This is a genomic window from Arcticibacter pallidicorallinus (genome assembly GCF_003002875.1).
Lineage (GTDB): Bacteria > Bacteroidota > Bacteroidia > Sphingobacteriales > Sphingobacteriaceae > Arcticibacter > Arcticibacter pallidicorallinus.
Genome location: NZ_PVTH01000001.1, coordinates 522,346 through 546,198, shown reverse-complemented (window position 1 = coordinate 546,198; position 23,853 = coordinate 522,346). Strand labels below are relative to the sequence as shown.

Here is a 23,853-nt window from a genome sequence, read left to right as displayed (position 1 = left end):
GCGCTAAAAAAGACCCTTTTTAACCCTCAATGAAAACCAATAAAAATTGAATTTTTAACCTAATCTTATCAAAATGGCAACGTACAAAAAAGGCCTCAATGGCCCTGCCTCCGGAAAAGTCGGAAGCGTGATCGCAAGCAGCTGGCGCGATATCAATTACTTTAAAGGTCACAACAAAAAATCAACTAAAGAACCAACAGAGAAACAGCTGCAGTCTCGTGCAAAATTCAGGGCCGCCAACAATTTTTTAAGCTTGGTGAATGAATGCGTTCAACTGGCCTTTATTCAAAACCCGGAGAGAATGACGGGCAGGAATGCAGCTCAATCGCATATTTTAACGAAAGCCTGGAAGGAAAGCCCTGAGGGCGGGGAGATAGACTACCCCAATGTCCTGATCAGCTTCGGAAAGCTCGAGCCGGTGCAAGATGCCAGAGTCATGTCGACTCCAACGGGCATCACCATAAATTGGGATAAGAAAGCAGCTAAAAGTCAACAGATGATTATCGCGCTTGTTGACACGCAACGAGAACTCGTGATGGAAAGTGTCGCAGAAATAAACAGACAAGCCGGAGAATACACCTTCGACCTCAGCAATACAGACGTCGACTTCAACTTCCACGTCTACATAGGAACCATTAGCAGAGACCGGAAAAACGCCTCCAACAGCCTTTACCTAAACATCATCAGGTACCCAACCCCCTAATGCTCCTGATCAAATAACCGGGGATCCTCAGCGAGGATCTCCATTTTCGGATTTCCGATATACTCGGCATACCACCGGATCGCTTCAATCACCAGCAAGGGATCATCGCCGTCATAATCCGAGGTTTCGAAAGCCATCAGATCGCCGGCGTCATTCGCGAAGAACTGCAGCTCATCTTCATGAGGCTCAAACTTGTCCTTTCCAAGGCAGTAAACCCTGATCCTCAGCGATCCGTCCCGGTGCCTGATAATATCCTGACAAGCATTATTAGGGTCTTTTACCAATAGAAAAACTGTCTGATCCATGTTATATTAATGAGGAAAATACTGTGTATGTTTTAAAATTAATCAGGAATATTGCTGTATCACCTGCTGCAATTGCGAGCTGGTCAATACACCCGACTGCCTCCACTTAATCTCTCCGCTTTTGAACAAAATAAGTGTAGGTACTCCCTGCACGTTATACGCCTGCGCGGCCGCAGGGTTCTTGTCAACATCAATTTTAATTATGGTTACCGAATCATCCAGCGTGCCTTTCAACTCAGTTAATATGGGCGACATCATTTTGCAGGGACCGCACCACTCAGCGAAGAAGTCAACCAGCGTTGGCTTTTCTGAATGAATGATGTCTGAGAAACTTGGTCTTGTGCTCATATGTGTATTTTCTTATACAACATCGCTTGCCCTTCTTGGTTTACAATAAATCACTAAAAATTAATCTTTAATCCATCATAAGCTAACGCTACACCATCGGGGAGCTCGGTGTTAACGTCGGCATGCTTGCCTAAAAGGTGGCTGATGTGGGTTAAATAGGTCTGTTCAGCGTTTATTTCTTCAGCCAGACTGATCGCTTCTTCCAGTGTAAAGTGTGAAATGTGTGAAGTTTTTTGTAACGCATTCAACACCAAAACCTTTGAGCCTTTTAGCTTGGCTTTTTCCGTAGGGGATATCGTTTTGCCATCGGTAATGTAACTGAAGTCGCCGAAACGGAAGCCCAGAACCGGCAGCTTGTAGTGTAAAACTTCGATGGGTTGCACTTCCAGGCCGGCGGCGGTAAAGCTTGAGTCTTTGCTGATGTCGTGCAGTTCCAGCAGCGGAATGCCGTAATGCTTCATTTCTGCGAAGGCGTAATGAAAATCGCGTTTCAGGGCTTCCTGAACTCTCGGATGGGCGTAGATGTCCATTGCCCTACCCTGCCGGTAATTAAAGGCTCTGACGTCGTCCAGACCGGCTATATGGTCTTTGTGTTCGTGACTGAAGATCACTGCGTCGAGGGTCTTGACTTTTTCGCGCAACATTTGGTAACGGAAATCGGGACCAGTATCAACTACCAGGTGTTTCCCCTCACGCTCCACCAGGATTGAGCTGCGAAGGCGCTTGTCTCTTGGGTCTTCAGAGGTACAAACGGGACATTCGCAACCGATTACCGGCACGCCCTGGGAGGTTCCTGTTCCTAAAAATGTAACGGTCACAGCTGCAGTGTTGATTTTTTCAAAGTATAAAGAAACTGTTTTTGTTTCTCATTCAACGAATCTTCATCAACTTCAATTTCCTGGATGAGTCCTGCGAGCACGTTTATTTTGCTTTCGAGTGTGGAAAATCGGTTTACGACGACGACTTTATTCTTGTCGAGAATGCAGGCCGCCGTCTTGAAATTTCCTTTTTCATAGCGCAGCTTGTACTGCAGGTCCTTTAACAAGACTTCCAGTTTTTCAAGGGTGTGCTGTGTGTACGTAATGGCCATTAAGACATAAATTTATCGCAAATCTACGACTTCTACGCCTGGATAGCTGGCTGCCTGGAAGGCAAAAATGGAGTCGGATACTTTTGCAGGCGTAAGTGATTTAATTACATAGCTATAGCGGTTGCCATTTTTGTCGAAGACCATCGTTTTGGCGATCTGACTGCTGGCTTTGTCGATTGTCAGCCTGATCTTGAAAAAATTGTTTCCCTCGGTTGTTGGTGTCAGGTCGATCACGTGGAACACTTTGCCGCTCTGCCTGATATCGGGGAGGGCTACGTATTTGTATCCTTTCTCGTGGATGCTGAAGATCTTTGCGGGGTTAATGGAGTTGGAGCTGTTGTCGACATCGCTCACGTTTACTTCATTGTCCTGCTTCAAATAGGTCCACTGGGTCTTGCCGTCGCTCATCAGATCCTGGGTTGGGGTGATGATCTTGTATTTGTTGGCTTTTGACCGGGTGTACAGGGTGCCGGACTCGGAATGCTTCGTTTTACTCTTGGGATTCTCGATCGTATAGCTGAAGTCGGCTTTAATAACCGGCATAGACGCGTATTTCTTACTTACGGCTGCAAGGATGCTCTTGGCTTTCGGGTCGGTCTGCGCCATGCTCAGACTGACGAATACAAATAATATAAAGCTGGTTAAAAATGTTCTTTTCATCTGGTATGTGTGTTTATACCTTGTATAGACTCCTGTAACGAAAAATGGTTTATCTATTTATCGAGGTTTTCGAGGAAATGCTCCAGGGCGTAGTCGTCGGGCAGTAATACTTCCCGGGCCTTGCTTCCTTCAAACGGTCCTACTACTCCTGCGGCTTCGAGCTGGTCGATGATTCTTCCTGCACGGTTGTAGCCGAGTTTCAGCTTGCGCTGGATCAGGGATGTGGATCCTTGCTGGTGCATCACGATGAGTCTGGCTGCGTCTTCGAACAGTGGGTCGCGGTTGCTGGCGTCGAAGTCTTTCATACCGCCTGCTTCTCCGTTCTCATCCACGTACTCGGGAAGCATCCAGGCAGAGGCATAACCGCGCTGCTCGCCAATAAAGTCGGATATCCGCTCTACTTCTGGGGTATCTACGAATGCGCACTGCAACCTGATCAGCTCACTTCCTGTCGCCAGCAGCATATCCCCTCTTCCGATCAGCTGGTCTGCGCCTCCTGAATCGAGAATGGTGCGGGAGTCGATCTTCGACAGTACCCTGAATGCTAAACGGGCAGGGAAGTTGGCTTTGATGGTACCGGTGATGATGTTGACGGACGGACGCTGGGTAGCGATCACGAGGTGAATCCCTACGGCACGGGCCAGCTGTGCGAGTCGCGCTATCGGGGTCTCTACTTCTTTTCCTGCGGTCATCATCAGATCGGCGAACTCGTCAATGATCAGTACGATGAATGGCAGGAAGCGGTGTCCTTCTTCGGGGTTCAGCTTGCGGTTGACAAACTTCTGGTTGTATTCTTTGAGGTTACGCACCTGTGCGTTTTTCAGCAGGTCATAACGCAGGTCCATCTCGATACAAAGGGAGTTCAGTGTATTGATTACTTTCTTGGTATCGGTGATGATGGCGTCTTCTTCTCCGGGCAGCTTGGCCAGGAAGTGTCTTTCGATCTTGCGGAACAGGGTAAGCTCAACCTTCTTCGGGTCGACGAGTACAAACTTCAGCTGTGATGGGTGCAGCTTGTACAGCAGCGATACGAGAATGGCGTTGATACCGACGGATTTACCCTGACCGGTGGCTCCTGCTACCAGCAAGTGGGGCATTTTGGCCAGGTCGGCGATGTAAACCTCGTTGGAAATGGTCTTCCCTAATGCGATCGGAAGGTCCATGGTATTGTTCTGGAACTTCTCGGTGTTCATGATGGAACGCATGGCGACCATCTCGGGGTTCCTGTTAGGTACCTCGATACCGATGGTTCCCTTTCCGGGCATCGGGGCGATGATACGGATGCCGAGTGCGGCTAAGCTGAGCGCGATATCGTCTTCCAGGTTCTTGATCTTGGAAATACGCACTCCGGGTGCGGGAATAATCTCGTAGAGGGTAACAGTGGGACCGATCGTCGCTTTGATCTTGTCGATCTCAATATTGTAATGGTTGAGGGTCTCAACGATCTTGTTCTTGTTGGCCTCAAGCTCATTTGGATCTACCTGGATCTTGTTGGACTTGTAGTTCTCCAGTAACTCGATTGGAGGGTACTGGTATGAGGAAAGATCGAGCTTCGGGTCATATTGTCCGAACTGCTCCACCAGGTGATCTGCGGTCTTCTCTTCTGCGGTCTTGGTAACGGTGAAGGCTGGCTGTGCTTTTTCTTCTGCCGGCTTCGGTTCTTCGTTACGCTCGATATTCAGCGGAATGGAACTGGCTGCGGATGCGGCAGCGGCGGCAACGACTGCCGGGGTCGCGTCTGCTATCGGGGTTACGGATTCGAATGGAATGACGGTCTTGGGAACGATTGGTTCGGGACGGCTTGGCTCCTGGTATTCCAAAGGTGCTGTAACCCGCTCCTGCTTCAGCGGAGGAAAGGGCTTTTCGTCTTCTGCTTTCTGCTGTTCTCTGTTGAACCTGCTGCGCTTGTTTTCTAATGGAAATTCGACGGGTTCGCTGCGGTAATCGTCTTCCGACTCGAGATCGTCGGGTATAGGCGGAACGGCCAGGGAGATTTTCTTTTTCCTTTCGGGTATTTTGAAGTCTATATTATAAGCGATGATCAATGCGGTAAGCGCTGAAAAGCCGAGCAGTCCTGCTATTCCGGCATTTCCGATCTGTCCCTGTAACAGGCGGTTGGTCCAGAACCCGAATTCTCCTTCAAGAAAATGCGGATAGTCGGAGCCGAAGCTATGGAAGAAACCCAGGGCGACAGATGTGAATATCAGCAGGAAGAAAGAATAAGCTAATGATTTGCCCAGCGGAAGGATTTTGACCTTAAACAACAGACGATACCCGATGATGAACAGGATGCCGATGAATATAAAGGAGGCTACACCGAACCATTGATAGATGAACTGGTGAGATAACAGCGCGCCTAAGCGGCCAAGCCAGTTTTCTACGGGCAGTTCCTGTGGTCCTTCGGGTGCAATTTCTTCGGGCGGACTAAAAAAGTTGCTCCAGCCGCCGTTTGGTCCGGATACGTAACTCTGGTCATCCTGCCAGGTAAAGAGGTAGGATGTGAAGGCAATCATGAAGAATATAGACAGGATCAGGAAGAATAGTCCTGCTATCTTGATTGCTCTCCCGTTATTGAATGTAAAGGTTGGTAATGCTTCTGCTTTCTCCCTAATCAGGCGTCCTTTCCCCGCTGTTTTAGGCGCATCTTCCCCTCTGAATGAATTTGATCTGAACTGATTTCCTTTTACCGGCATCTGTAAGCGGTTTTGTACCGTTCAAATATATGAAAGATATTTTTTTCGGGATTAAAAATCCCAGATGCGGGTGCGGATCCTCTTCATATAGGTTCTGATTCCAAGGACAAAAGCTGCCAAAAAATAAAAGATCAATGGAAAGCCTACTGCTAAAAAGGAGGAATAGATAAAGAATAAGCGGATTTTGGAGATGGACATATCGAACCTCTCGCCCAGATATGTGGAAACTCCGAAAGAATAGCGCTCAAAAAAGGCTAAGACACGTTGTATCATTTTAAGCGGAATTTATAATTCTTGCTCCGACAGCACAATTTACGCATTTTTTCTGATCGCAGTATTTTTTTTTCAATTGCAGCAGCGCCTGGGAGCTGTCGGCACTCATAGATTTCACACCTATTTCTCTATATTTCAACACGATGCGATTCGTTTCTGCTGGGATGCTTTCGAGGAGACAGATGGAGCGTGAAAAAAAATGACTGTTATCTGTGTATTTACCATAGCTGTATAAGGCGACAGAAACGGTGTTGATGAGGATGTTATTGACGGACTCCCTGCCTAGCCCGGCGGCGATCTTCGCGCTTTCTTTTCCGGGCTTGTTGTGGTTCTGCCAGTAGCTGCTCATACTGATTCCTTCGAAGAGCTTGCGCAACGCTACAGGCTCCCTGGTTTCGAGGATCCGGGAGAAGAGGTGCGGGGAGCGGTGGATCAGCGATGCGAACTGTGCCAGGCGTACTGCGGGGAAATTCTGTGGTCGCAGTCGCAGGTATTTCCAGAGGTACGATTCGATGGGTGTAAGGCTGTATTTATGACGCAGGTAGCGGTACTCTTCCTGCAAACTAAGAATGTATTCGTCTGAAGCGGGCTCTTCGAGGAAGCCTGCCTGTCCGAATAACAACGCTTCGAGCTGGAACAGGCTGTCCCGGTGCCTTTCCAGAATGCGCATGGGCAATGACCTGGCGAGCAGCTCGAAGGGCAGGACGTTGAGCTTGAAGCCGAATGTCCGGCACAACAGGATATAGAAGGTTTCGGACCAGTCGCCCTGATTGCGGTTCAGGAGCTCGGCGACTTGTTCGGATTTTTCTTCCATCCTTTCGATCAGCATGCGCTGGAGGCAATCTTCCACGTAGATGGGGTCGACCCGCGACAGCTGCTTTTCGCAGGGGATCCAGTTCATGTTCCGGATGAGCTGCAGATAGTGCTCCTGGATGTTTTCGGGGATATAGGGTTTGATGACGAATACGGATGGCTCTGTTCCGTCCGCACGCAGCATGCGGAGATCGTTCTCATAGACCACATGCAGGATGACGTTATTATAAGCCTTGTCGCCGGAATGGCCATGGCGCTCCCAGTCGGAGGCCCTGATGTGGATCTCGGCACTGCCGATCCAGGTAGTGCTGCCGATGCGGACTTTAACATCGGTAAAGTCCGGACCCGCATGACTATTGTAAAAACCCGGGGAAATAATTTCGATGGGCTCATTTCTGGAGGTCAGCAGTGTTTTTTGTCTAAACAGCCTGAACCTCCAGATAAAATTGATAAGGTCTTCATTCATTGTGCATTCAGCTAGTTATTAGCAGAATACGCACAACTTACATCGATTCAAGTATCAGCTTCATTTCGTTTTGAACTTTCCGTGCTTCTGCCGCTGCTGCTTCTGCAAAATCCTCTCCGGATGATGCATATATCACCGCACGTGATGAGTTGATGAGTAATCCGCAATCTTTGTTCATTCCATATTTACAAACGTCCTGCAGGTTGCCGCCTTGTGCGCCTACGCCCGGAACGAGCAGGAAGTGGTCTGGTGCATGTTTACGTATCGTCAGGAAGGACTCGCCCCGTGTAGCACCTACAACGAACATGATATTATCGTTCGTTCCCCAGCCGCTTACCGTTTGAATTACGCGCTCGAAAAGCATGGTTTCTTCTGCTACGGGCAGAAACTGGAAGTCTTTACTGCCTTCGTTGGAAGTCAGGCCGAGTACGATGGCCCATTTGTTTTCAAACTTGAGAAAGGGCTTAACCGAGTCGGCTCCCATATAAGGTGCGACGGTGACTGAATCAAAGCTCATTCCGGATGATTCGGCCTGAAAGAAGGCTTTTGCATACATTTCAGAAGTGTTGCCTATGTCGCCGCGCTTGGCATCGGCAATACTAAAGGTGTCTTTCGGCAGCTCATTCCAGGTGCGGATCAGACTTTGCCATCCGGCCAGGCCGCGGCTTTCATAAAACGCGGTATTGATCTTATAGGAAACGCAGTATTCTTTGGTTGCCTCAATAATCTGCTTATTAAACTCATAAACAGGATCTTCGGTATCAAGAAGGTATTTTGGGATTTTGGTAATGTCTGTGTCGAGTCCGATACAAAGGAAGGATTTTTTGGTCCGGATCTGCTCAATTAGCTCTTTACGATTCATAGTAATAATAAGCTTCAAAGTAACCAAAACATTAAAGGGCTTTAAAATTTTTTTTCATATTTTTTGTTTTTTACGATTTATTCACTTAGAATTGTGCTTTATCTCAAAAAAGCAGTCCCCTCTTTCTCAAAAGAAAACTCATCAGCCTTATTTTTGCACATGATTTTCTTTTACGGGTGTGGACTAAGTCTTACAAAAAGAATCCTATATAATATTTCAATTGAATGGAAATTACTGAATTGAACGACAAGCTTGTGTCCGAGCTTCGTGAGATTGCCAAATCCTTTGGTGTGGAGGGCTCAGATGCCTTAAGAAAACAAGAACTTATCACTAAAATAAAGGCTCATCAATCACAAAACGCTGCTACTTCCGGCGAGGGTTCCTCATCAATTGATACCGGTGCTGCCAATGGCGCAAGTGTTGAAGGTGAAAAACCAAAGAAACGCAGCAGATCTATAAAAACCAATACAGATGCGGTAAAAGCTGCGGCGGCAAGTGCTGCGCAGGAGACACTTTTCTCTGCCCCTGCTCCGGAATCACCGGCTACTACAGAAAAACAAGCGGAAGCTGATCAAAATACACCTGCTCCTGCTGAGAGTGCGAACACTCCGGCGGAAGCTGCTCCTGCTGCGGTTGAAAACAAACCGGCTGAAGGTGCTGAACCTGCTGCTGCTCCGGCACAGCCTACCCAGCGCCCGAGAAGACAGATCACCATTAAGCATGACAGGACTATCGTTCCTCCTTCGGAGCAACCCAGAAGACGTGAAGAACCTTCGGCAAATGCTGAAGCTCCTGCAGGCGAAAGGGCTCCCAAGTTTGAAAAGCGTTTTAGCACGCCTACCGGTAGAACGGTAGAAGCGCGTCCGGTAGAGAGATCGGCTGAGAGATCACCTGAAAGACCGCAGGAACAAAGGCTTTCTGATCAGAATGCTGCGGTGAACCTGGATTTTGACAACGTGATTGTGAACGAAGGTGTTCTGGAAATCATGCCTGATGGCTACGGATTCCTGCGCTCTTCTGACTATAACTACCTGACTTCTCCTGATGATATCTATGTATCGCAGTCGCAGATCAAACTTTTCGGTTTGAAGACGGGCGATACGGTACGTGGAAGCATCCGTCCTCCGAAAGAAGGCGAAAAATATTTCCCGCTGGTTCGGGTTGAAGCGATTAACGGACGCCTGCCTGCTGAGGTAAGGGATCGTGTACCGTTTGACTTCCTGACTCCTCTTTTCCCTTCTGAGAAACTGAACCTGTTCATGGATACCAGTCACAACTCGACGCGTATCATCGATATGTTCACTCCTATTGGTAAGGGTCAGCGTGGTTTGATCGTGGCACAGCCTAAGACCGGTAAGACGATCTTGTTGAAGGATGTTGCTAACGCGATTGCAAAGAACCACCCTGAGGTTTATCTGATCATCCTGTTGATCGATGAGCGTCCGGAAGAGGTAACGGATATGGCGAGAAGTGTACGTGCGGAAGTGGTTTCATCTACCTTTGATGAGCCTGCTGAGCGTCACGTGAAGATTGCCAATATCGTTCTGGAAAAGGCGAAGAGAATGGTGGAATGCGGACATGATGTGGTGATCCTGCTGGATTCAATCACGCGTTTGGCACGTGCTTATAATACTGTTGCGCCTGCATCAGGAAAGATCCTTTCGGGTGGTGTGGATGCGAATGCGCTACACAAACCTAAGCGTTTCTTCGGTGCGGCACGTAATATCGAGGATGGCGGTTCACTGACGATCCTGGCTACTGCGCTGATCGATACGGGTTCTAAAATGGACGAGGTAATTTTCGAAGAGTTCAAGGGTACGGGTAACATGGAGCTTCAGCTTGACCGTAAACTGGCGAACAAACGAATCTATCCGGCTATCGATCTTACTGCATCGAGCACCCGTCGTGACGATCTTCTTCATGACAGGGAGAACTTGCAAAGGATCTGGATCCTGCGTAACCACCTGGCGGATATGAATTCTCAGGAATCAATGGAATTCTTGCTGAGCCAGATGAGAGGTACTAAATCAAATGAGGAATTTTTAATTTCGATGAATAGCTAATTCAAATAGATATTGATGAAAAAACATATACCTAACGCCATCACGTGCCTGAACTTGTTCAGCGGGTGTATAGGCGTTACGTTTGCTTTCAGTAATGATCTGACCTTAGCTGCTTATTTTATTGTTATTGCTGCATTGTTCGACTTTGTTGACGGACTGATCGCAAGGGCGCTTCACGTTTATTCTCCTATGGGGAAAGAACTGGATTCGCTGGCTGATATGATCAGCTTTGGTCTGTTGCCTGCTGCAATTGTTTACCAGTTGTTTTTGCAGGCCCCGCAGGTTGGGGAGATGAGTGAATACCTGAAGTTCTCGGCCTTCTTTATTGCGATGTTTTCGGCTCTTCGCCTGGCAAAGTTCAATATTGACCCGCGCCAGGGTGATCATTTCATCGGTTTGCCGACTCCGGCGAATGCCTTGCTGGTAGGTTCACTGCCGATGATTATTGCCGCGGGAAGCGGGGCGCTGGATGCTTATATACTGAATCCATTCTTCTTGTTTGTATTCAGTATCGGCACGGGATTCCTCCTGGTGATGGAAGTTCCACTGATTTCGCTGAAGTTTAAGAATTTCGGGCTGGAGGAGAACCTCTTCCGGTATATCTTACTGGGCTCTTCGGTCCTGCTGATTTTGCTGCTGCAATTTGTAGCTATCCCGATCATCATATTTATTTATATCGTTTTATCGATCATTCAGTTTACCAGACTGAGATAAAACAGGAAGGGATCCATTGTTACAATGGATCCCTTTTTTTATAGTTTGGCAGACAGCTCTGCCCTTGCCTGCTGCAAACTTTCATAGATCTGCTCGGCAGTACCATTAATCTCACGGAAACTTTCAGGAATAGTATCTAAATTCTGCTGTGCTCTTGCGTTTGATTCCATTTGCTGCATTTTCACCCGGAGATCCTCTGCGCCTATAAACGCCAGTGTGGGCTTGATCTTATGAGCGATGTCGCCGGTAACTTTCCAGTCCTGCAGCTGTATCGCTGCACCCAGCTCCTCGAAATATCCCGGCGTCTGCTCCAGAAAGATATCGATCATATCGATTACGAATTCTACATTCCCTCCTGCTATATCATTGAGATAAGAGAGATCGACTTGGTATGCATTGCTCATGATGTATAATTTAGGTTTCTAGATCTTTTCAACAATCAGTGTGTCTTTTAGTTGTGCGTAAAGCTGTTCAATCGTTTTGCCAAAAACGGGATGCTCCAGTGCAGGTGCAATTTCCATTAAGGGCTCCAGAACAAACCGCCGTTCCTGCAACAGGGGGTGCGGTATGATGAGGTTGGCTTCATTTATCTGCTGTGCGTCGTAAAAAAGTATGTCTATATCTATCGTTCGCGATCCCCACTTCTCCTCCCGGGTTCGCTCCAGGCTGGTTTCTATTTGCTGAAGCGTGCTGAGTAGTTTCTGGGGCGGGAGTGCAGACTCGATCTGAAGCACCTGATTGAGATACTCCGGGAGCTCTGTTTTCCCCCATGATGCTGTTCGATAGACAGCCGACTTTTGTACTACTTTTCCAGCCTCTATTTCTATGCTTGCGGTAGCTTTATGGAGATACGTTAACCTGTCTCCCAGATTGCTGCCAAGTAATATAATGACTGAATGCATAAAACTTTTTTTGGCTGTAACGTTTCAAATATATTCATATCTAATTGCATATACTTGTATAACCATTAAGTTTTAATATCCATGAAGGGTTTTTTTAAGTTTGTTTTTGCCTCTATGCTGGGGTTTTTCCTCTCGTTTATAGTCATAGGCTTCCTGATGGTGATGCTCATTGTCGGCATTGCTTCTTCGGCAGGTGACCAGGAGGTTAAAGTGGAACCGGGTTCGCTCCTGCATGTTTCGCTTAACGCACCGATTACGGAACGATCCGTTAAGAATCCGCTCGACGATATCAGCTTCGCGGGTGTTGGTGTGAGCAAAAACATGGGCCTGAATGATATTCTGGCAGCGCTGAAAAGGGCGAAAACAGACGACAATATCAAGGGGATCTACCTGGACTTTTCGGGTGTGCAGGCAGGAATGGCAACAGTGGAGGAGATCCGTAACGGACTGCTCGACTTCAAGAAATCCAAGAAATTCATCATCGCATATAGTGAGGTTTATTCGCAAAAAGCCTATTACCTGGCTTCTGTAGCCGATAAAGTGTACCTGAATCCGGAGGGAATTCTGGAGTTTGCAGGTATGAGCTCTCAGTCTGTTTTCTTCAAGGGCGCGTTGGACAAGCTGGGCATCGAGCCTCAGATCATCAAGGTAGGAACGTTTAAGAGTGCGGTGGAGCCTTTTATTCTCGACAAGATGAGTGATGCGAACAGGAAGCAGGTTACTTCGTTTCTGGGTTCTATCTATGATCATTTGCTGATTAATGTTTCCGCGTCGAGAAAGATTCCGAAGGATTCGTTGTTTGTTATCGCCAACCAGTTGAAGGTGCAGCAGGCGAAGGATGCGGTAACGTATAAGCTGGCAGATGCGCTTCGTTATAAGGATCAAGTCATTGATGAGCTGAAACAAAAGACGGGTGTTGATAAGAAAAAGGATATAAAGTCTGTGACGCTGAGCGGCTATATTAAAGGTAACCGCCCTGCTGAGGGAGACCTGGATTCGCGTGTGGCGATGGTGTACGCATCCGGTGATATCATGAGTGGTGAGGGTGATGACGAGACGATCGGCTCTGAACGTATCTCGAGAACTTTGCGTAAAGTGCGCACCGATGAGAAGGTCAAAGCGGTTGTATTTCGGATAAATTCTCCGGGTGGCAGTGCGCTTGCATCGGACGTGATCTGGCGCGAGGTGGCTCTTACCCGCAAGGTAAAGCCGGTGATTGTTTCTATGGGTGATGTTGCTGCTTCGGGTGGTTATTATATTGCTTGTGCTGCCGACTCTATCTTTGCTCAGCCGAATACGATAACGGGTTCTATAGGTGTGTTTGGCATCATTCCGAACATGCAAAACTTCTTTAATGATAAGCTGGGAATTACCTTTGATCAGGTCAAGACCGCTGAATATGCGGATCTGGGTTCGACCACGCGTCCGCTTACGGTTGGCGAGCGACTGATCGTCCAGAATGAGGTTAACCGGATCTATGGTACCTTTACCAAGCGGGTGGCTGATGGCCGCAAGAAGACGCAGGATTATGTAGACGGCGTTGGTCAGGGACGTGTCTGGAGCGGAACGGAAGCGTTGAAGATCGGTCTTGTCGACCGTTTGGGTAACGTTCAGGATGCTGTGAACTCGGCTGTAAAAATGGCTAAGCTGAAGAACTATAAATTAGTGGAATATCCGACGCAGAAGGATCCGTTTGAATCGATCTTCAGCAGTGGTGAGGATAAGCTGAAGGAACATTATGCCAGGCTTCAGTTTGGTGAGAGCTATAATTATTATAAGCAGCTGAAGACCATCCTGGAGGGTACGGGTGTACAGGCTAGAATGATGTTTAATCTGGAGATCAGGTAAGCTATTCTAAAGATCTTTGAAGCGGAGCAGGCCTGGCCTACTCCGCTTTTTTATTGAAGGCGTTTTTGATTTTGCTGATGAAACCGCTGTCTTTCTTTTCTCTTCGCTCTCCTCCTATCAGGTAAGCATAAGGTCTCAGGGGTTCCACGTTATCGCAGATGATCTTCGCTATCCCTAGAAGGGGGATGGCGAGAACCATTCCGGGTATTCCCCATAGCATTTCACCAAGGACCAGAACAAGAATGGTAAAAAGAGGATTGATGTTGACTTCAGCACCGACTACCAGTGGCTCGATAATATAGGACTGTACAAATTGAACCACGAAGTAGGTAGCCAGAACACCGAGTACCATGCTGCCTCCCCCACCCTGGGAAATGGCCATCAGCACAGTAAAGCCGGTACCGGTCAGGTTTCCTACAAAGGGTACGATTTCCAGCAGTCCGCACAGCACCGCGAAAAAGATGGCGCCCTCAATTCCCACAATGGAAAAGCCGATTCCGTACATCACCCAGAGCATAACGATCATCATGGAGAGTCCCGACAGGTACTGGAAGGCAACTTTTGCCGACTCATTAATCACTTTCTCCGTGCGTTGCATTTGTTCTACAGGCACCAGCATCAGGATAAACTTTTTCAGCCGGCTGCGGTACAGGACAAACAGGAAGGTGTACACCGTAACCAGAATAAAGTCCACACCTATACCCATTAAAGCGGTAATAACCCCTGCCATCTGATTAGTAGTAGCATCCTGCTGCTTATCAATAATCTCCGTCTGCTTTTCCCTGGATATGCCAACGGTATTACTGATATAGCTTTCGATCTTATCGCGCAGGCCGCCGAGATGGTGCTGCATCTGGGAAAAGTCTTTCGCGAGATCCGACAATTGCCAGGCAAAGATGAGCACAAGCCCCCCGATAATCGTCAGCAGTATCAAGATGCATAATGCCGCAGACACTCCGCGGTGCACACCTTTCGATTCTATGCGTCGGCAAAAAGGTAAAATGAGAGTAGCGATGATTCCTCCGAAGCTGAGGGGAATCAGAAATTCGGCGGCAAAATAAAGCCCTCCGAACAGGAGGAATAGAAAGACGAGAACTTTGATGGAATCGGTAAGGGAAACTTGAGCCATGGGCGAAATCTGGATGGTGTGTTTGTAGAACAGAAAAGCCGGGCTAGGGTTTTGAATAGTCTTTGCGAACATATTTTCCTATTTTTGACTGATGGAAAACAAGCCCATATCGCGACTCCTGCGGCTGTTAAGTCAGCTTATGGAGCTTCAGGGAGAGAAATCATTTAAGACCAAGACCATTGCCAATGCGGCTCTTGCAATCGGCAAGCTTCCTTTTGACGTGGCGACAAAGAGCCTTGAGGAACTTGCTGCTGTTAAGGTTATCGGTAAAAGCGTAGCCGCAAAGGTCCGCGAGATTGTGGAAACCGGTACGATGAAAGAGCTGGAGGCGCTGCTTGCAGAGACGCCGCCGGGAGTGGTGGAGATCATGAGTATCAAAGGCCTTGGTCCGAAAAAGGTCCTGGTGATCTGGAAAGAGCTGGGTATTGAGAATATTGGTGAGCTTTTTTATGCCTGCAATGAGAACCGGCTTATGGAGGCGAAGGGCTTCGGACTGAAGACGCAGGAAGACATCAGGAAGTCGATTGAGTTCAAGATGGCGAACAGCGGGCGTTTCTTGTATGCGCATGTTCATGGTTTTGCCAAGGGACTGCTTTCGGGGTTGAGAGAGATTGCGGGGACTGAGCTGATATCCTTTACGGGAGCGTTTCGGCGGAAGGCGGAGATCGTTGATGGTCTGGACATCTTAATAGGTGCCCCGGTTCTGGAGGAGGTGGTTTCCTGGATTGAATCGTCTGAAGATTTGCAGCTTGTTGAGCGGAAGGACGATGTGTTGACTGCGGAGAGTGGTTCGGGAGTGAAGGTTTATATCCGTTTTTGTACGGCTGAAGCGTACTTTAAGGAGCTGGTGTTGCAGACGGGATCTGCGGAGCATCTGGAGGAGTTGTCTTCGCGTGTAAAAGAAGTTCCCTCTGTTATTGCCTCAGAAGAAGAGTATTACCGTGCTGCCGGTCTGCCTTTTATTGAGCCTGAGCTTCGTGAAGGGGTGTTTGAGTTTAGTCTTGCGGAGAAGAATGCCCTGCCTCAGCTGATCTGCTATGAGGACCTGAAAGGGACGCTGCATAACCACAGCACCTGGAGTGATGGGGCCAGTTCTTTGGAAGAGATGGCCAGGTTCTGCAGGGACGAGATGAAGATTGAGTACCTGGGAATCTGCGATCATTCGAAATCGGCTTTTTATGCGAAGGGGCTTAGTGAGGAACGGGTGCTGGCGCAGCATGCGGAGATCGACGCGCTGAATGCAAAGTTGTCTCCGTTTAAGATCTTTAAGGGTATTGAATCGGATATCCTTTTTGATGGATCGCTGGATTACCCGGTGGAGATCTTGTCGCAGTTTGACTTTATAGTGGCTTCGATCCACTCGGTATTCAAGATGTCGGAAGAGAAAGCGACGAGTCGTTTAATCAAGGCGATTGAAAACCCCTATACGACGATTTTAGGGCACCCTACGGGACGCCTGCTGTTGAGCAGAAGCGGTTATCCGGTGGACATACCCAAGGTAATCGACGCCTGTGCGGCGAACGGCGTGGTGATCGAGATCAACGCGAATCCGCTGCGACTGGATATTGACTGGCGCTGGCATCAGTACGCTATTGAAAAGGGCGTGATGCTGTCGGTTAACCCGGATGCGCACAGCGTGAGGGGTTTCAATGATATTCACTATGGCATTATCGCCGCCCGCAAGGGCGGTGTGGCAGCGGAAAACTGCCTGAATGCTTTAAATTTAACGGAGATAAGTGCTTTCTTTGAAAGCAGACGTGCCCATGAAAATACTCATCATACGATTTAGTTCCATAGGGGACATCGTGCTGACGACGCCGGTGATCCGCTGCGTAAAGCAGCAGCTTCCGGGTGTCGAAGTTCATTATATTACGAAAAAGGCATACGAAAGTGTTCTGAAATTCAACCCTTATATCGATAAGCTGCACCTGCTGGAAGGTTCTCTTTCTGATCAGATCCGCAGGCTTAAGGAGGAGAAGTTTGACTTTGTGGTGGACCTGCATCATAATCTGCGGACGCTGCGGATGAAGCGGGCACTGGGTGCTAAGTCGGCCTCTTTTAATAAGCTGAACATTGAAAAGTTCCTGCTGGTGAACTTAATGATCAACAGGCTGCCGGATGTACATATCGTTGACCGCTACCTGGAAACGGTTGCTTCGCTGGGTGTGAAGAACGACGGCAAGGGTCTGGATTACTTCCTGGGTGATGATTACGCTCTGGATCAGATGCTTCCTTCGAGCCACCTGGAATATACCGGCTTCGCTATCGGTGCCCAGCATGCGACGAAGAGGCTTCCGCTGGAGAAAATCATCCGGATCTGCGAACAGACGGAGGGTGCTATTGTGCTGCTGGGGGGCAAAGAGGATAAAGCTGTCGGCGATGCGGTGGTACGGGCGGTAGGCGAACGGGTTTTAAACAGCTGTGGGAGCTTTTCGCTGAATGAATCGGCCTTTCTGGTGAAGATGTCCCGTCAAATGGTGAGTCATGATACGGGACTGATGCATATCGCCGCCGCTTTCAACAAAAAGATCGTTTCGGTTTGGGGAAATACGGTTCCTGAATTCGGGATGTACCCTTACAAAACGGACAGGCATTATACTGCTGAGGTGAAAGGTTTGCCTTGCAGGCCTTGTTCTAAAATAGGTCATGAGAAGTGTCCGCGGGGTCATTTCAAGTGCATGAACCACCAGGATGACAAGATGATCGCTTCAATTTTGAATGAGTTATGAAAAAACTGCTGATGATTCGACACGGCAAATCTGACTGGAGCAATCGGGGTCTTGGAGATTTTGACCGTACGTTAAATGAACGGGGACTAAGGAATGCACCGGAGATGGCGCGGCGCCTGGCGGAGCGAAATGAGGTTCCGCAGGCTGTGGTATCGAGTCCGGCCGTTCGCGCGAAAACTACGGCGGAGATCTTTTGCCGGGAGTGGGGCTATCCGGCTACGGATATCCTGTTTAAGGAAGAGATTTATGAGGCCTCCCCTTCTACCCTGCTGAAGGTGATCAACGGTTTGGATGACCGTTATGACTCTGTTGCACTCTTTGGTCATAATCCGGGCTTGACGGAGATCGTTAACCAGCTTTGTAATAGCGATCTGTATAATCTGCCGACTTGCGGTGTGGTACTGATCAGCTTCCCCTTTGCGAGCTGGCAACTGCTGAGCCGCCAGACGGGAGATCAGCTGCTGTTTGACTACCCCAAGAATGAGGAGGGGGAAGCTGATTAACGCAGTCGATATCTTTTACCCGGCAGTGCGATCACCAGATCCTGCATTTCCATATTCAGGAGTACCATGGTAAGCTTGGTTTGTGGTATTTCCACAGCTGCCTGCAACTGGTCGAACGATAACGAGCCGTACTCGTGTAGGCACTCTGCGATCGTTTTTTCTTCGCCGTAGAGGTTTAGAGGCAGACTTAGTTGGGGATCTGCTTGCTTGGGATTCTGTGAGGGGATCCAATCCATCAGATATTCCACATCTTTCACACCTGTAACGAGGTGGGCCCTGTTTGATTTGATCAGGAAGTTGCAGCCGGCTGAATAGGTGTCATTTACCCGCCCCGGAAACGCCATTACATCGCGGTCATATGAATTAGCCAGCTCTGCGGTGATGAGCGCCCCTCCTTTAAGCCCTGCTTCGACAACGATAGTGGCATCTGCCAGTCCGGCGACAATACGATTGCGTTTGGGGAAATTTTCTTTGTCGGGTTTCGTTTGAGAGGCAAATTCGGTAAGGAGCCCTCCTGTGCTAAGCATACTTTCTGCTACTGCGCGATGCTGTGCGGGATATATCCGGTCGAGACCATGACCTACCACCCCTACCGTGGGGACGCCTGATTTCAGGCAGGCCTTATGCGCCGCTACATCGATACCATAGGCAAGTCCGCTTACCACCAGTACATTCTGCGCTTTCAGGCCTTCTACGAGCTGCTGAGTGAGATCCCTGCCGTATTCTGTTGCGTTTCGCGTACCGACAATGCTTACGATTTTATCGGCATTCAGCTCCGCATTGCCCTTGTAGTAAAGCATCACAGGCGCATCATAGCAGTTGCGCAGCCTCCAGGGGTAGTCATGTGAACTGATAAAAAGTGGCTTGATCTTGTAACGCTCGAGAAACTTCAGCTCCTCTTCCGCGCGCTGCATGAACGACTGCGAGAGGATAGCTTCTGCGGTTTTGGGGCCTATGCCAGGTACGCTGATAAGGTCTTTGCGGCTTGCATCGAAAATGGACCGGGCATCGCCAAGATAGTCTAAAAGGACTTTGGCAGTTACGACTCCAACGCCCGGAATGAACGTTAAGGCTATTTCATGTAAAGAGGACATAAGGCTTTATTGGGCCTTGAAAGATAGCACAAATTTTGTGTCAAAAAAATCCTCTGCGAAGTATTTTGACAGGGGTGTAAGCGTTACGTCTTTCAGTCCTGATTCTGCAATCTCCTGCTGCAAATCTCCGCCTTTCAGGTACAATACACCGTTGGGCAGGGTATTGCCTGAGGTCTTCTCGAACTTGCCTTTCACCCACGGGTAGAAGTCTTTAAGTTGCGTAACTGCACGGGACACCACGAAGTGAAACTTGTCATCGATCTGTTCAGCACGGGCATGGGTAGCTTCGAGATTTTTCAGTCCGATAGCTTTGGATACTTCTTTCACCACCTTGATCTTCTTTCCGATGGAATCGACAAGATGGAAGGATGTTTCAGGGAAAAGAATTGCCAGGGGAACTCCCGGAAAACCTCCTCCAGTACCTACATCGAGGACTTTCTCTCCGGGCAGGAAGGATATCACCTTGGCAATACCCAGGGAATGCAGGATATGACGCAGGTAAAGGCTCTCAATGTCTTTGCGGGAGATCACGTTGATCTGCGCGTTCCACGTGGCATACAGCTCCTCTAATTGTGCGAACTGCTGCTTTTGCTCTTCGCTGAGGTTGGGAAAGTAATGTGTAATTAATTCAGAAGTCACTTGAGGGATTTTTTTTCCTGCGGTTTAAAACGTTTGCCAGCAGATCTCTTGCTCTGAACAGCTGTGCTTTGACAGTGCCGAGGGGAAGATCGAGCTGTGTAGAGATCTCTTCGTAAGACATCTCTTCAAAATACCGAAGGTTGATTAAAATTTTATATCGGTTTGGAAGCTTATCGATGATAAGCTGCAGGGTTTCTTTTTGCTGTTTCTTGATGGAGCGTTCTTCGGGATTCAGGACGTCTGACCTGATATCGAATGTTCGTTCATCCCCATCTTTATCCTCCATCGCATTCATGGAAACGACGTTAAGGCGTTTCTTACGAATAAAGTCGATGCAGTTATTGGTGGCTATGCGGAAGAGCCAGGTACTGAATGCAAAGTCGGGCTTGTACTTTTCGAGGTTTTCGAAGGCTTTTCCGAAAGTCTCGATGGTGAGGTCATTGGCATCATCGCGGTTGTTCACCATCTTCAGGGTCATGAAAAAGATAGAATCCCGATACCGCTGCATCAGTTCGGCGTAAGCCTTTTGATCGCCGCCCTTGGCACGCTGTACCTGATTGAAATCATTTACTGCGTTAACTGAAAAATTCGGGTTTACTTCCATTGTACCTTTTTCCTGAATGATGCCACTAATGCCAGTATACTTATAAAGGTATTAAAAAACAAATCCAATAGCGGGAACCACCATATCACATTTTTGCAATTTAATTTCTTCATTGCAGGATAGTACACAACAATCTGGATGATCAGCCGGATCAGGTAAACTGCCGGAACGATCCACCATTGTGCCTGCAGCGCAGCCATCGCGCCCAGCAGGACGTAAAAAAGCACCGAACTTCCTGTTTGCAGGGACAGGATCCGCTTATCTCTTGCTTTATAAGCCTTACCCGCACCCATGTGGCGAACCTTTTGGCGCCATAGCGACGACCAGCTGGTTTTGGGTTCAGACCAGACATGACTATCGGGATGAACTTCGATCCCGGTATTGGCTGATGTGGCATTTTCATTCACAAAAAGGTCATCATCGCCTGAGAGAATATGCATGTGCGAAGCGAAGCCCTTGGCCTTAAAGAAAAGCGACTTGGTATAGCTGAGGTTACGTCCGACTCCCATGTATGGATTGCCGGCCAAGGCAAAAGAGAGGTAATTCAATGCGGTACTGAAGGACTCGTAACGGATAAAGGCATTGAGGAAGCCGCCACGATTTTCGTAGGGAGAATATCCCAGTACGATAGATATGCCGGGGGTATATTGGGCCTGCATCCTGCGGATCCAGTTGGGTGACGCGGGACGGCAGTCGGCATCAGTAAACAGCAGATGTTCGTTTTTAGCGGCCTTCACCCCTATCGTAACGGCGAACTTTTTTCCGTGCTTGAAGCGGGCATGTTCGGTAAGCGTGACGACTTTCAGATGCGGATATCTGGAAGAAAATCCGCGTAAAAGCATTTCAGAATCGTCGGATGAACAGTCATTCACGACGACCACTTCGAAGTCAGGATAGTCCTGCTCCAGGATCAGACTGAGGTTCTTTTCGAGATTCTTTTCCTCGTTCCGGGCGCAGATGATAACGGATACAGGGAGCGTTGTTTGCTCTGCCGGTTCCGTGATTTTATAAGCTCGAAGCCGGCCGTGCACAATGGTAATAAAGTATAATTGAATAATCAGGACTACCTGCAGTAAAATAAAAACAGATACAAAGATATAATCTACCAAGGTGTACGTTCGTTTATAGAGCGCAAAGTTAAAAGTAAAGTTGGAACCTCAATCAAATTCTTACCTTTGCACGTTAAATGAAATTCAAATTAGAGGCTAAAGATCAGCAATCACAGGCAAGAGCCGGTGAGATCACGACCGATCACGGTAATATAAAGACACCCATTTTCATGCCTGTGGGCACCGCAGGTACGGTTAAAGCCGTACACCAGAGGGAGTTAAAGAACGATATCAAGGCCCAGATCATACTGGGAAACACCTATCATCTTTACCTCAGACCCGGACTGGAGACGCTGGAAAGAGCAGGAGGTTTGCATAAGTTCAATGGCTGGGATGGTCCCATCCTGACGGATAGCGGTGGCTATCAGGTGTATTCATTGTCAGATGTACGAAAGATCAAGGAGGAAGGGGTAACTTTCCGCTCGCATATCGACGGTTCAAAACATCTGTTTACTCCGGAAGCGGCGATGGACATCCAGCGGGTGATTGGTGGCGACATCATTATGGCCTTTGATGAGTGTACACCTTACCCATGCGACTATAACTATGCGAAGCGCTCTATTGAGATGACGCACCGCTGGCTAAAACGCTGCTGCGACCGGTTCGACTCTACGGAGCCTAAATATGGCTATTCGCAAACCTTATTCCCTATCGTTCAAGGCTCTGTATACAAAGATCTTCGTGTGAGATCGGCAGAAGTGATCGCTTCCTTTGGCCGCGAAGGCAACGCTATCGGCGGACTTTCTGTTGGAGAACCCGCAGAAGAAATGTACGCAATGACCGAGCTGGTATGTAATATTTTACCTCAGGACAAACCTCGTTACCTGATGGGTGTTGGTACTCCGGTGAATATCCTGGAGAACATTGCCCTTGGCGTGGACATGTTTGACTGCGTTATGCCGACCCGTAATGCACGTAACGGTATGCTTTTCACCAAGAACGGTATCCTGAACATGCGGAACGAAAAGTGGAAGAACGATTTCTCGCCCATTGAGGCAGACAGCGATCTTTTTGCTGACCAGGTATACACAAAAGCCTATCTTCGTCACCTGATTTCTTCAAAGGAAATCCTTGGCGCTCAGATAGCAACCTTGCATAACCTCCATTTCTATATCTGGCTGGTGGGCGAGGCGCGTGAGAAGATTATTTCCGGTGAATTTTACGACTGGAAGAAGAAAATGGTAGTACAGTTAGCTCAACGTTTGTAGTACAAATGAACAGATTCGTCAAGATCATAGATTGGTATATTATCAGGAAGTACCTGGGTACGTTCCTGTTTACCTGCGCTATTTTTACCGTAGTGATTGTGATCTTTGACGTGTCAGAGAAGCTGGACGACTTCCTTAAAAGGAGTGCTCCCCTCTCCAAGATCCTGTTTGAGTACTATGCGGGCTTTGTACCTTTCTATCTGAACTTCCTGTGGCCACTGATCAACTTCATTGCAGTGATCTTCTTTACGGCTAAAATGGCCGACCAAACGGAGATCGTCCCCATCCTGAGCGGAGGGGTCAGCTTCAAACGCTTTCTTTGGCCGTACTTCATATCTTCCTTCATTCTGTTTTCTATTAGCCTGATTGCCAATCTTTTTGTAATCCCTCAGACGAATAAACTGATGATCCGGTTTGAGAATATTTATATCAAACCGGCGAATAACGAATCCAAGTCAGAGACGCATATGCAGATCGACAAGAATACACTGGTCTTCATCAAGAACTTTGATAACGTGCAGAAAGTTGGCTATACTTTCATTCTGGAGAAGTTTAACGGCGATCAGCTCGTTGAGAAAATGATGGCCGACCGTATTGTCTGGGATTCCGTTAAGTCGAAATGGAGCATAGAGAACTATACCGTCAGAACCATCAAGGGCTTGAAAGAGACGATGACCTCGGGCACAAAGAAGGATACTACGCTGGATATGAGACCCGTAGACTTTGTAGTTTACGACAATATCTATTCGGCCATGTCTACCCCTGAACTGAATGAACGGATTGAGAAAGAGAAGATCCGGGGAACGGGCGTGATGCAGCTGCTGCAGCTGGAATTGTATAAGCGGTATGTAAACCCACTTGCCGCATTCGTTTTAACCCTCATGGGAGTCTCTCTGTCGTCGCGAAAGGTACGTGGAGGTATCGGATTGCCGCTTGGTATCGGAATCTTCCTGAGCTTCACCTATATCCTATTTATTCAATTTTCCACCATGTTCTCCCTTAAAGGAGGACTCCCTCCTCTTGTTGCCGTCTTTATACCGAACATCCTTTTTGGTGCCCTGGGTGTTTATCTCATGATTAAGGCACCGAAATAAAAAC

25 protein-coding genes are annotated in these 23,853 nt (G+C 48.1%); 9 read left to right on the top strand and 16 right to left on the bottom strand.

The window, feature by feature from the left end:
• Nucleotides 1-73 precede the first annotated feature (73 nt).
• Nucleotides 74-703 carry a DUF6266 family protein gene (locus B0I27_RS02235; RefSeq protein ID WP_106290938.1) on the top strand — a complete coding sequence of 210 codons (630 nt, stop codon included), beginning with the start codon at nt 74-76 and terminating at the stop codon, nt 701-703.
• On the opposite strand, the gene B0I27_RS02230 is transcribed toward B0I27_RS02235, so the two are convergent.
• The 9 genes from B0I27_RS02230 to pyrF are packed head-to-tail and all read right to left on the bottom strand — an operon-like array spanning nt 700 to nt 8,213.
• Nucleotides 700-1,008, bottom strand: coding sequence for a hypothetical protein (locus tag B0I27_RS02230; RefSeq protein ID WP_106290936.1), 309 nt, complete (start codon nt 1,006-1,008; stop codon nt 700-702). The two genes, B0I27_RS02235 and B0I27_RS02230, sit on opposite strands and share 4 nt — an antisense overlap.
• Nucleotides 1,009-1,050: 42 nt before the next feature.
• Nucleotides 1,051-1,356: a thioredoxin gene (gene trxA / locus B0I27_RS02225; RefSeq protein ID WP_106290934.1), complete on the bottom strand. Its 306-nt coding sequence runs from the start codon at nt 1,354-1,356 to the stop codon at nt 1,051-1,053.
• 53 nt (nt 1,357-1,409) lie between these two features.
• On the bottom strand, nt 1,410-2,174 hold the full coding sequence (locus B0I27_RS02220; protein WP_106290932.1) for an MBL fold metallo-hydrolase: 765 nt from the start codon (nt 2,172-2,174) through the stop codon (nt 1,410-1,412).
• Nucleotides 2,171-2,446, bottom strand: coding sequence for a hypothetical protein (locus B0I27_RS02215; protein ID WP_106290930.1), 276 nt, complete (start codon nt 2,444-2,446; stop codon nt 2,171-2,173). Before B0I27_RS02215 ends, B0I27_RS02220 begins: the two co-directional genes overlap by 4 nt.
• A 12-nt stretch (nt 2,447-2,458) precedes the next feature.
• Nucleotides 2,459-3,106 (bottom strand): outer membrane lipoprotein periplasmic chaperone LolA1, encoded by a 648-nt coding sequence (lolA1, locus tag B0I27_RS02210; RefSeq protein WP_106290928.1) that lies wholly within the window; start codon nt 3,104-3,106, stop codon nt 2,459-2,461.
• A gap of 53 nt (nt 3,107-3,159) precedes the next feature.
• Nucleotides 3,160-5,799 (bottom strand): FtsK/SpoIIIE family DNA translocase, encoded by a 2,640-nt coding sequence (locus B0I27_RS02205; RefSeq protein WP_106290926.1) that lies wholly within the window; start codon nt 5,797-5,799, stop codon nt 3,160-3,162.
• Between the two features lie 51 nt (nt 5,800-5,850).
• Nucleotides 5,851-6,072 (bottom strand): PspC family transcriptional regulator, encoded by a 222-nt coding sequence (locus B0I27_RS02200; protein WP_106290924.1) that lies wholly within the window; start codon nt 6,070-6,072, stop codon nt 5,851-5,853.
• Between the two features lies 1 nt (nt 6,073).
• A complete protein-coding gene (locus tag B0I27_RS02195; RefSeq protein ID WP_106290922.1) occupies nt 6,074-7,351 on the bottom strand; it encodes a DUF2851 family protein in 1,278 nt (425 codons plus the stop codon).
• 37 nt (nt 7,352-7,388) lie between these two features.
• Entirely contained in the window at nt 7,389-8,213 is an 825-nt protein-coding gene (gene pyrF, locus B0I27_RS02190; protein ID WP_106290920.1) for an orotidine-5'-phosphate decarboxylase, read from the bottom strand.
• Between the two features lie 224 nt (nt 8,214-8,437).
• On the opposite strand from pyrF, the gene rho reads away from it, so the two are divergent.
• Both rho and pssA read left to right on the top strand, forming a co-directional pair.
• Nucleotides 8,438-10,276 carry a transcription termination factor Rho gene (gene rho / locus B0I27_RS02185; RefSeq protein ID WP_106290918.1) on the top strand — a complete coding sequence of 613 codons (1,839 nt, stop codon included), beginning with the start codon at nt 8,438-8,440 and terminating at the stop codon, nt 10,274-10,276.
• Nucleotides 10,277-10,291: 15 nt separating this feature from the next.
• Nucleotides 10,292-10,990 carry a CDP-diacylglycerol--serine O-phosphatidyltransferase gene (pssA, locus tag B0I27_RS02180; protein ID WP_106290916.1) on the top strand — a complete coding sequence of 233 codons (699 nt, stop codon included), beginning with the start codon at nt 10,292-10,294 and terminating at the stop codon, nt 10,988-10,990.
• 38 nt (nt 10,991-11,028) lie between these two features.
• Here the strand turns inward: pssA and B0I27_RS02175 are convergent, their stop codons facing one another.
• Together B0I27_RS02175 and folK are read right to left on the bottom strand one after the other, a co-directional pair.
• Complete coding sequence (locus B0I27_RS02175; protein WP_106290914.1) at nt 11,029-11,394, bottom strand: Hpt domain-containing protein; 366 nt, start codon at nt 11,392-11,394, stop codon at nt 11,029-11,031.
• Nucleotides 11,395-11,412: 18 nt separating this feature from the next.
• Nucleotides 11,413-11,892: a 2-amino-4-hydroxy-6-hydroxymethyldihydropteridine diphosphokinase gene (gene folK / locus B0I27_RS02170; RefSeq protein ID WP_106290912.1), complete on the bottom strand. Its 480-nt coding sequence runs from the start codon at nt 11,890-11,892 to the stop codon at nt 11,413-11,415.
• Between the two features lie 81 nt (nt 11,893-11,973).
• On the opposite strand from folK, the gene sppA reads away from it, so the two are divergent.
• Nucleotides 11,974-13,740, top strand: a complete 1,767-nt coding sequence (sppA, locus tag B0I27_RS02165) for a signal peptide peptidase SppA (RefSeq protein WP_106290910.1) — start codon at nt 11,974-11,976, stop codon at nt 13,738-13,740.
• A 37-nt stretch (nt 13,741-13,777) separates the two neighbouring features.
• On the opposite strand, the gene B0I27_RS02160 is transcribed toward sppA, so the two are convergent.
• Nucleotides 13,778-14,941: an AI-2E family transporter gene (locus B0I27_RS02160; RefSeq protein ID WP_245925404.1), complete on the bottom strand. Its 1,164-nt coding sequence runs from the start codon at nt 14,939-14,941 to the stop codon at nt 13,778-13,780.
• 19 nt (nt 14,942-14,960) lie between these two features.
• Here B0I27_RS02160 and B0I27_RS02155 point away from each other — a divergent pair, with 19 nt between their 5' ends.
• The 3 genes from B0I27_RS02155 to B0I27_RS02145 are packed head-to-tail and all read left to right on the top strand — an operon-like array spanning nt 14,961 to nt 18,101.
• Entirely contained in the window at nt 14,961-16,658 is a 1,698-nt protein-coding gene (locus tag B0I27_RS02155) for a DNA polymerase/3'-5' exonuclease PolX (RefSeq protein ID WP_106290908.1), read from the top strand.
• The gene (locus tag B0I27_RS02150; RefSeq protein WP_106290906.1) at nt 16,633-17,598 is read left to right on the top strand and encodes a glycosyltransferase family 9 protein; all 966 of its coding nucleotides are present in this window, start codon (nt 16,633-16,635) and stop codon (nt 17,596-17,598) included. The genes B0I27_RS02155 and B0I27_RS02150 overlap by 26 nt, the downstream gene beginning before the upstream one ends.
• Nucleotides 17,595-18,101, top strand: coding sequence for a SixA phosphatase family protein (locus tag B0I27_RS02145; protein WP_106290903.1), 507 nt, complete (start codon nt 17,595-17,597; stop codon nt 18,099-18,101). The genes B0I27_RS02150 and B0I27_RS02145 overlap by 4 nt, the downstream gene beginning before the upstream one ends.
• Here B0I27_RS02145 and dprA read toward each other — a convergent pair.
• The 4 genes from dprA to B0I27_RS02125 are packed head-to-tail and all read right to left on the bottom strand — an operon-like array spanning nt 18,098 to nt 21,547.
• Nucleotides 18,098-19,195: a DNA-processing protein DprA gene (dprA, locus tag B0I27_RS02140; protein ID WP_106290901.1), complete on the bottom strand. Its 1,098-nt coding sequence runs from the start codon at nt 19,193-19,195 to the stop codon at nt 18,098-18,100. The genes B0I27_RS02145 and dprA overlap by 4 nt on opposite strands.
• A 6-nt stretch (nt 19,196-19,201) precedes the next feature.
• Nucleotides 19,202-19,834 carry a 16S rRNA (guanine(527)-N(7))-methyltransferase RsmG gene (rsmG, locus tag B0I27_RS02135; RefSeq protein ID WP_106290899.1) on the bottom strand — a complete coding sequence of 211 codons (633 nt, stop codon included), beginning with the start codon at nt 19,832-19,834 and terminating at the stop codon, nt 19,202-19,204.
• On the bottom strand, nt 19,824-20,438 hold the full coding sequence (locus tag B0I27_RS02130) for an RNA polymerase sigma factor (RefSeq protein WP_106290897.1): 615 nt from the start codon (nt 20,436-20,438) through the stop codon (nt 19,824-19,826). The genes rsmG and B0I27_RS02130 overlap by 11 nt, the downstream gene beginning before the upstream one ends.
• Complete coding sequence (locus B0I27_RS02125; RefSeq protein WP_245925403.1) at nt 20,429-21,547, bottom strand: glycosyltransferase; 1,119 nt, start codon at nt 21,545-21,547, stop codon at nt 20,429-20,431. The genes B0I27_RS02130 and B0I27_RS02125 overlap by 10 nt, the downstream gene beginning before the upstream one ends.
• Before the next feature lie 77 nt (nt 21,548-21,624).
• Between B0I27_RS02125 and tgt the strand changes: the two genes are divergently transcribed.
• Both tgt and B0I27_RS02115 read left to right on the top strand, forming a co-directional pair.
• Nucleotides 21,625-22,755: a tRNA guanosine(34) transglycosylase Tgt gene (gene tgt / locus B0I27_RS02120; RefSeq protein WP_106290895.1), complete on the top strand. Its 1,131-nt coding sequence runs from the start codon at nt 21,625-21,627 to the stop codon at nt 22,753-22,755.
• A gap of 5 nt (nt 22,756-22,760) precedes the next feature.
• Complete coding sequence (locus B0I27_RS02115; RefSeq protein WP_106290893.1) at nt 22,761-23,849, top strand: LptF/LptG family permease; 1,089 nt, start codon at nt 22,761-22,763, stop codon at nt 23,847-23,849.
• Nucleotides 23,850-23,853: the final 4 nt, after the last annotated feature.

What these genes read in the sequence shown, in the direction of transcription:
- B0I27_RS02235 (WP_106290938.1), top strand. Translation starts at nt 74, where the DNA reads ATGGCAACGTACAAAAAAGGCCTCAATGGCCCTGCCTCCGGAAAAGTC.
- B0I27_RS02230 (WP_106290936.1), bottom strand. Translation starts at nt 1,008, where the DNA reads ATGGATCAGACAGTTTTTCTATTGGTAAAAGACCCTAATAATGCTTGT.
- trxA (WP_106290934.1), bottom strand. Translation starts at nt 1,356, where the DNA reads ATGAGCACAAGACCAAGTTTCTCAGACATCATTCATTCAGAAAAGCCA.
- B0I27_RS02215 (WP_106290930.1), bottom strand. Translation starts at nt 2,446, where the DNA reads ATGGCCATTACGTACACACAGCACACCCTTGAAAAACTGGAAGTCTTG.
- lolA1 (WP_106290928.1), bottom strand. Translation starts at nt 3,106, where the DNA reads ATGAAAAGAACATTTTTAACCAGCTTTATATTATTTGTATTCGTCAGT.
- B0I27_RS02205 (WP_106290926.1), bottom strand. Translation starts at nt 5,799, where the DNA reads ATGCCGGTAAAAGGAAATCAGTTCAGATCAAATTCATTCAGAGGGGAA.
- B0I27_RS02200 (WP_106290924.1), bottom strand. Translation starts at nt 6,072, where the DNA reads ATGATACAACGTGTCTTAGCCTTTTTTGAGCGCTATTCTTTCGGAGTT.
- B0I27_RS02195 (WP_106290922.1), bottom strand. Translation starts at nt 7,351, where the DNA reads ATGAATGAAGACCTTATCAATTTTATCTGGAGGTTCAGGCTGTTTAGA.
- pyrF (WP_106290920.1), bottom strand. Translation starts at nt 8,213, where the DNA reads ATGAATCGTAAAGAGCTAATTGAGCAGATCCGGACCAAAAAATCCTTC.
- rho (WP_106290918.1), top strand. Translation starts at nt 8,438, where the DNA reads ATGGAAATTACTGAATTGAACGACAAGCTTGTGTCCGAGCTTCGTGAG.
- pssA (WP_106290916.1), top strand. Translation starts at nt 10,292, where the DNA reads ATGAAAAAACATATACCTAACGCCATCACGTGCCTGAACTTGTTCAGC.
- B0I27_RS02175 (WP_106290914.1), bottom strand. Translation starts at nt 11,394, where the DNA reads ATGAGCAATGCATACCAAGTCGATCTCTCTTATCTCAATGATATAGCA.
- folK (WP_106290912.1), bottom strand. Translation starts at nt 11,892, where the DNA reads ATGCATTCAGTCATTATATTACTTGGCAGCAATCTGGGAGACAGGTTA.
- sppA (WP_106290910.1), top strand. Translation starts at nt 11,974, where the DNA reads ATGAAGGGTTTTTTTAAGTTTGTTTTTGCCTCTATGCTGGGGTTTTTC.
- B0I27_RS02160 (WP_245925404.1), bottom strand. Translation starts at nt 14,941, where the DNA reads ATGTTCGCAAAGACTATTCAAAACCCTAGCCCGGCTTTTCTGTTCTAC.
- B0I27_RS02155 (WP_106290908.1), top strand. Translation starts at nt 14,961, where the DNA reads ATGGAAAACAAGCCCATATCGCGACTCCTGCGGCTGTTAAGTCAGCTT.
- B0I27_RS02150 (WP_106290906.1), top strand. Translation starts at nt 16,633, where the DNA reads ATGAAAATACTCATCATACGATTTAGTTCCATAGGGGACATCGTGCTG.
- B0I27_RS02145 (WP_106290903.1), top strand. Translation starts at nt 17,595, where the DNA reads ATGAAAAAACTGCTGATGATTCGACACGGCAAATCTGACTGGAGCAAT.
- dprA (WP_106290901.1), bottom strand. Translation starts at nt 19,195, where the DNA reads ATGTCCTCTTTACATGAAATAGCCTTAACGTTCATTCCGGGCGTTGGA.
- B0I27_RS02130 (WP_106290897.1), bottom strand. Translation starts at nt 20,438, where the DNA reads ATGGAAGTAAACCCGAATTTTTCAGTTAACGCAGTAAATGATTTCAAT.
- tgt (WP_106290895.1), top strand. Translation starts at nt 21,625, where the DNA reads ATGAAATTCAAATTAGAGGCTAAAGATCAGCAATCACAGGCAAGAGCC.
- B0I27_RS02115 (WP_106290893.1), top strand. Translation starts at nt 22,761, where the DNA reads ATGAACAGATTCGTCAAGATCATAGATTGGTATATTATCAGGAAGTAC.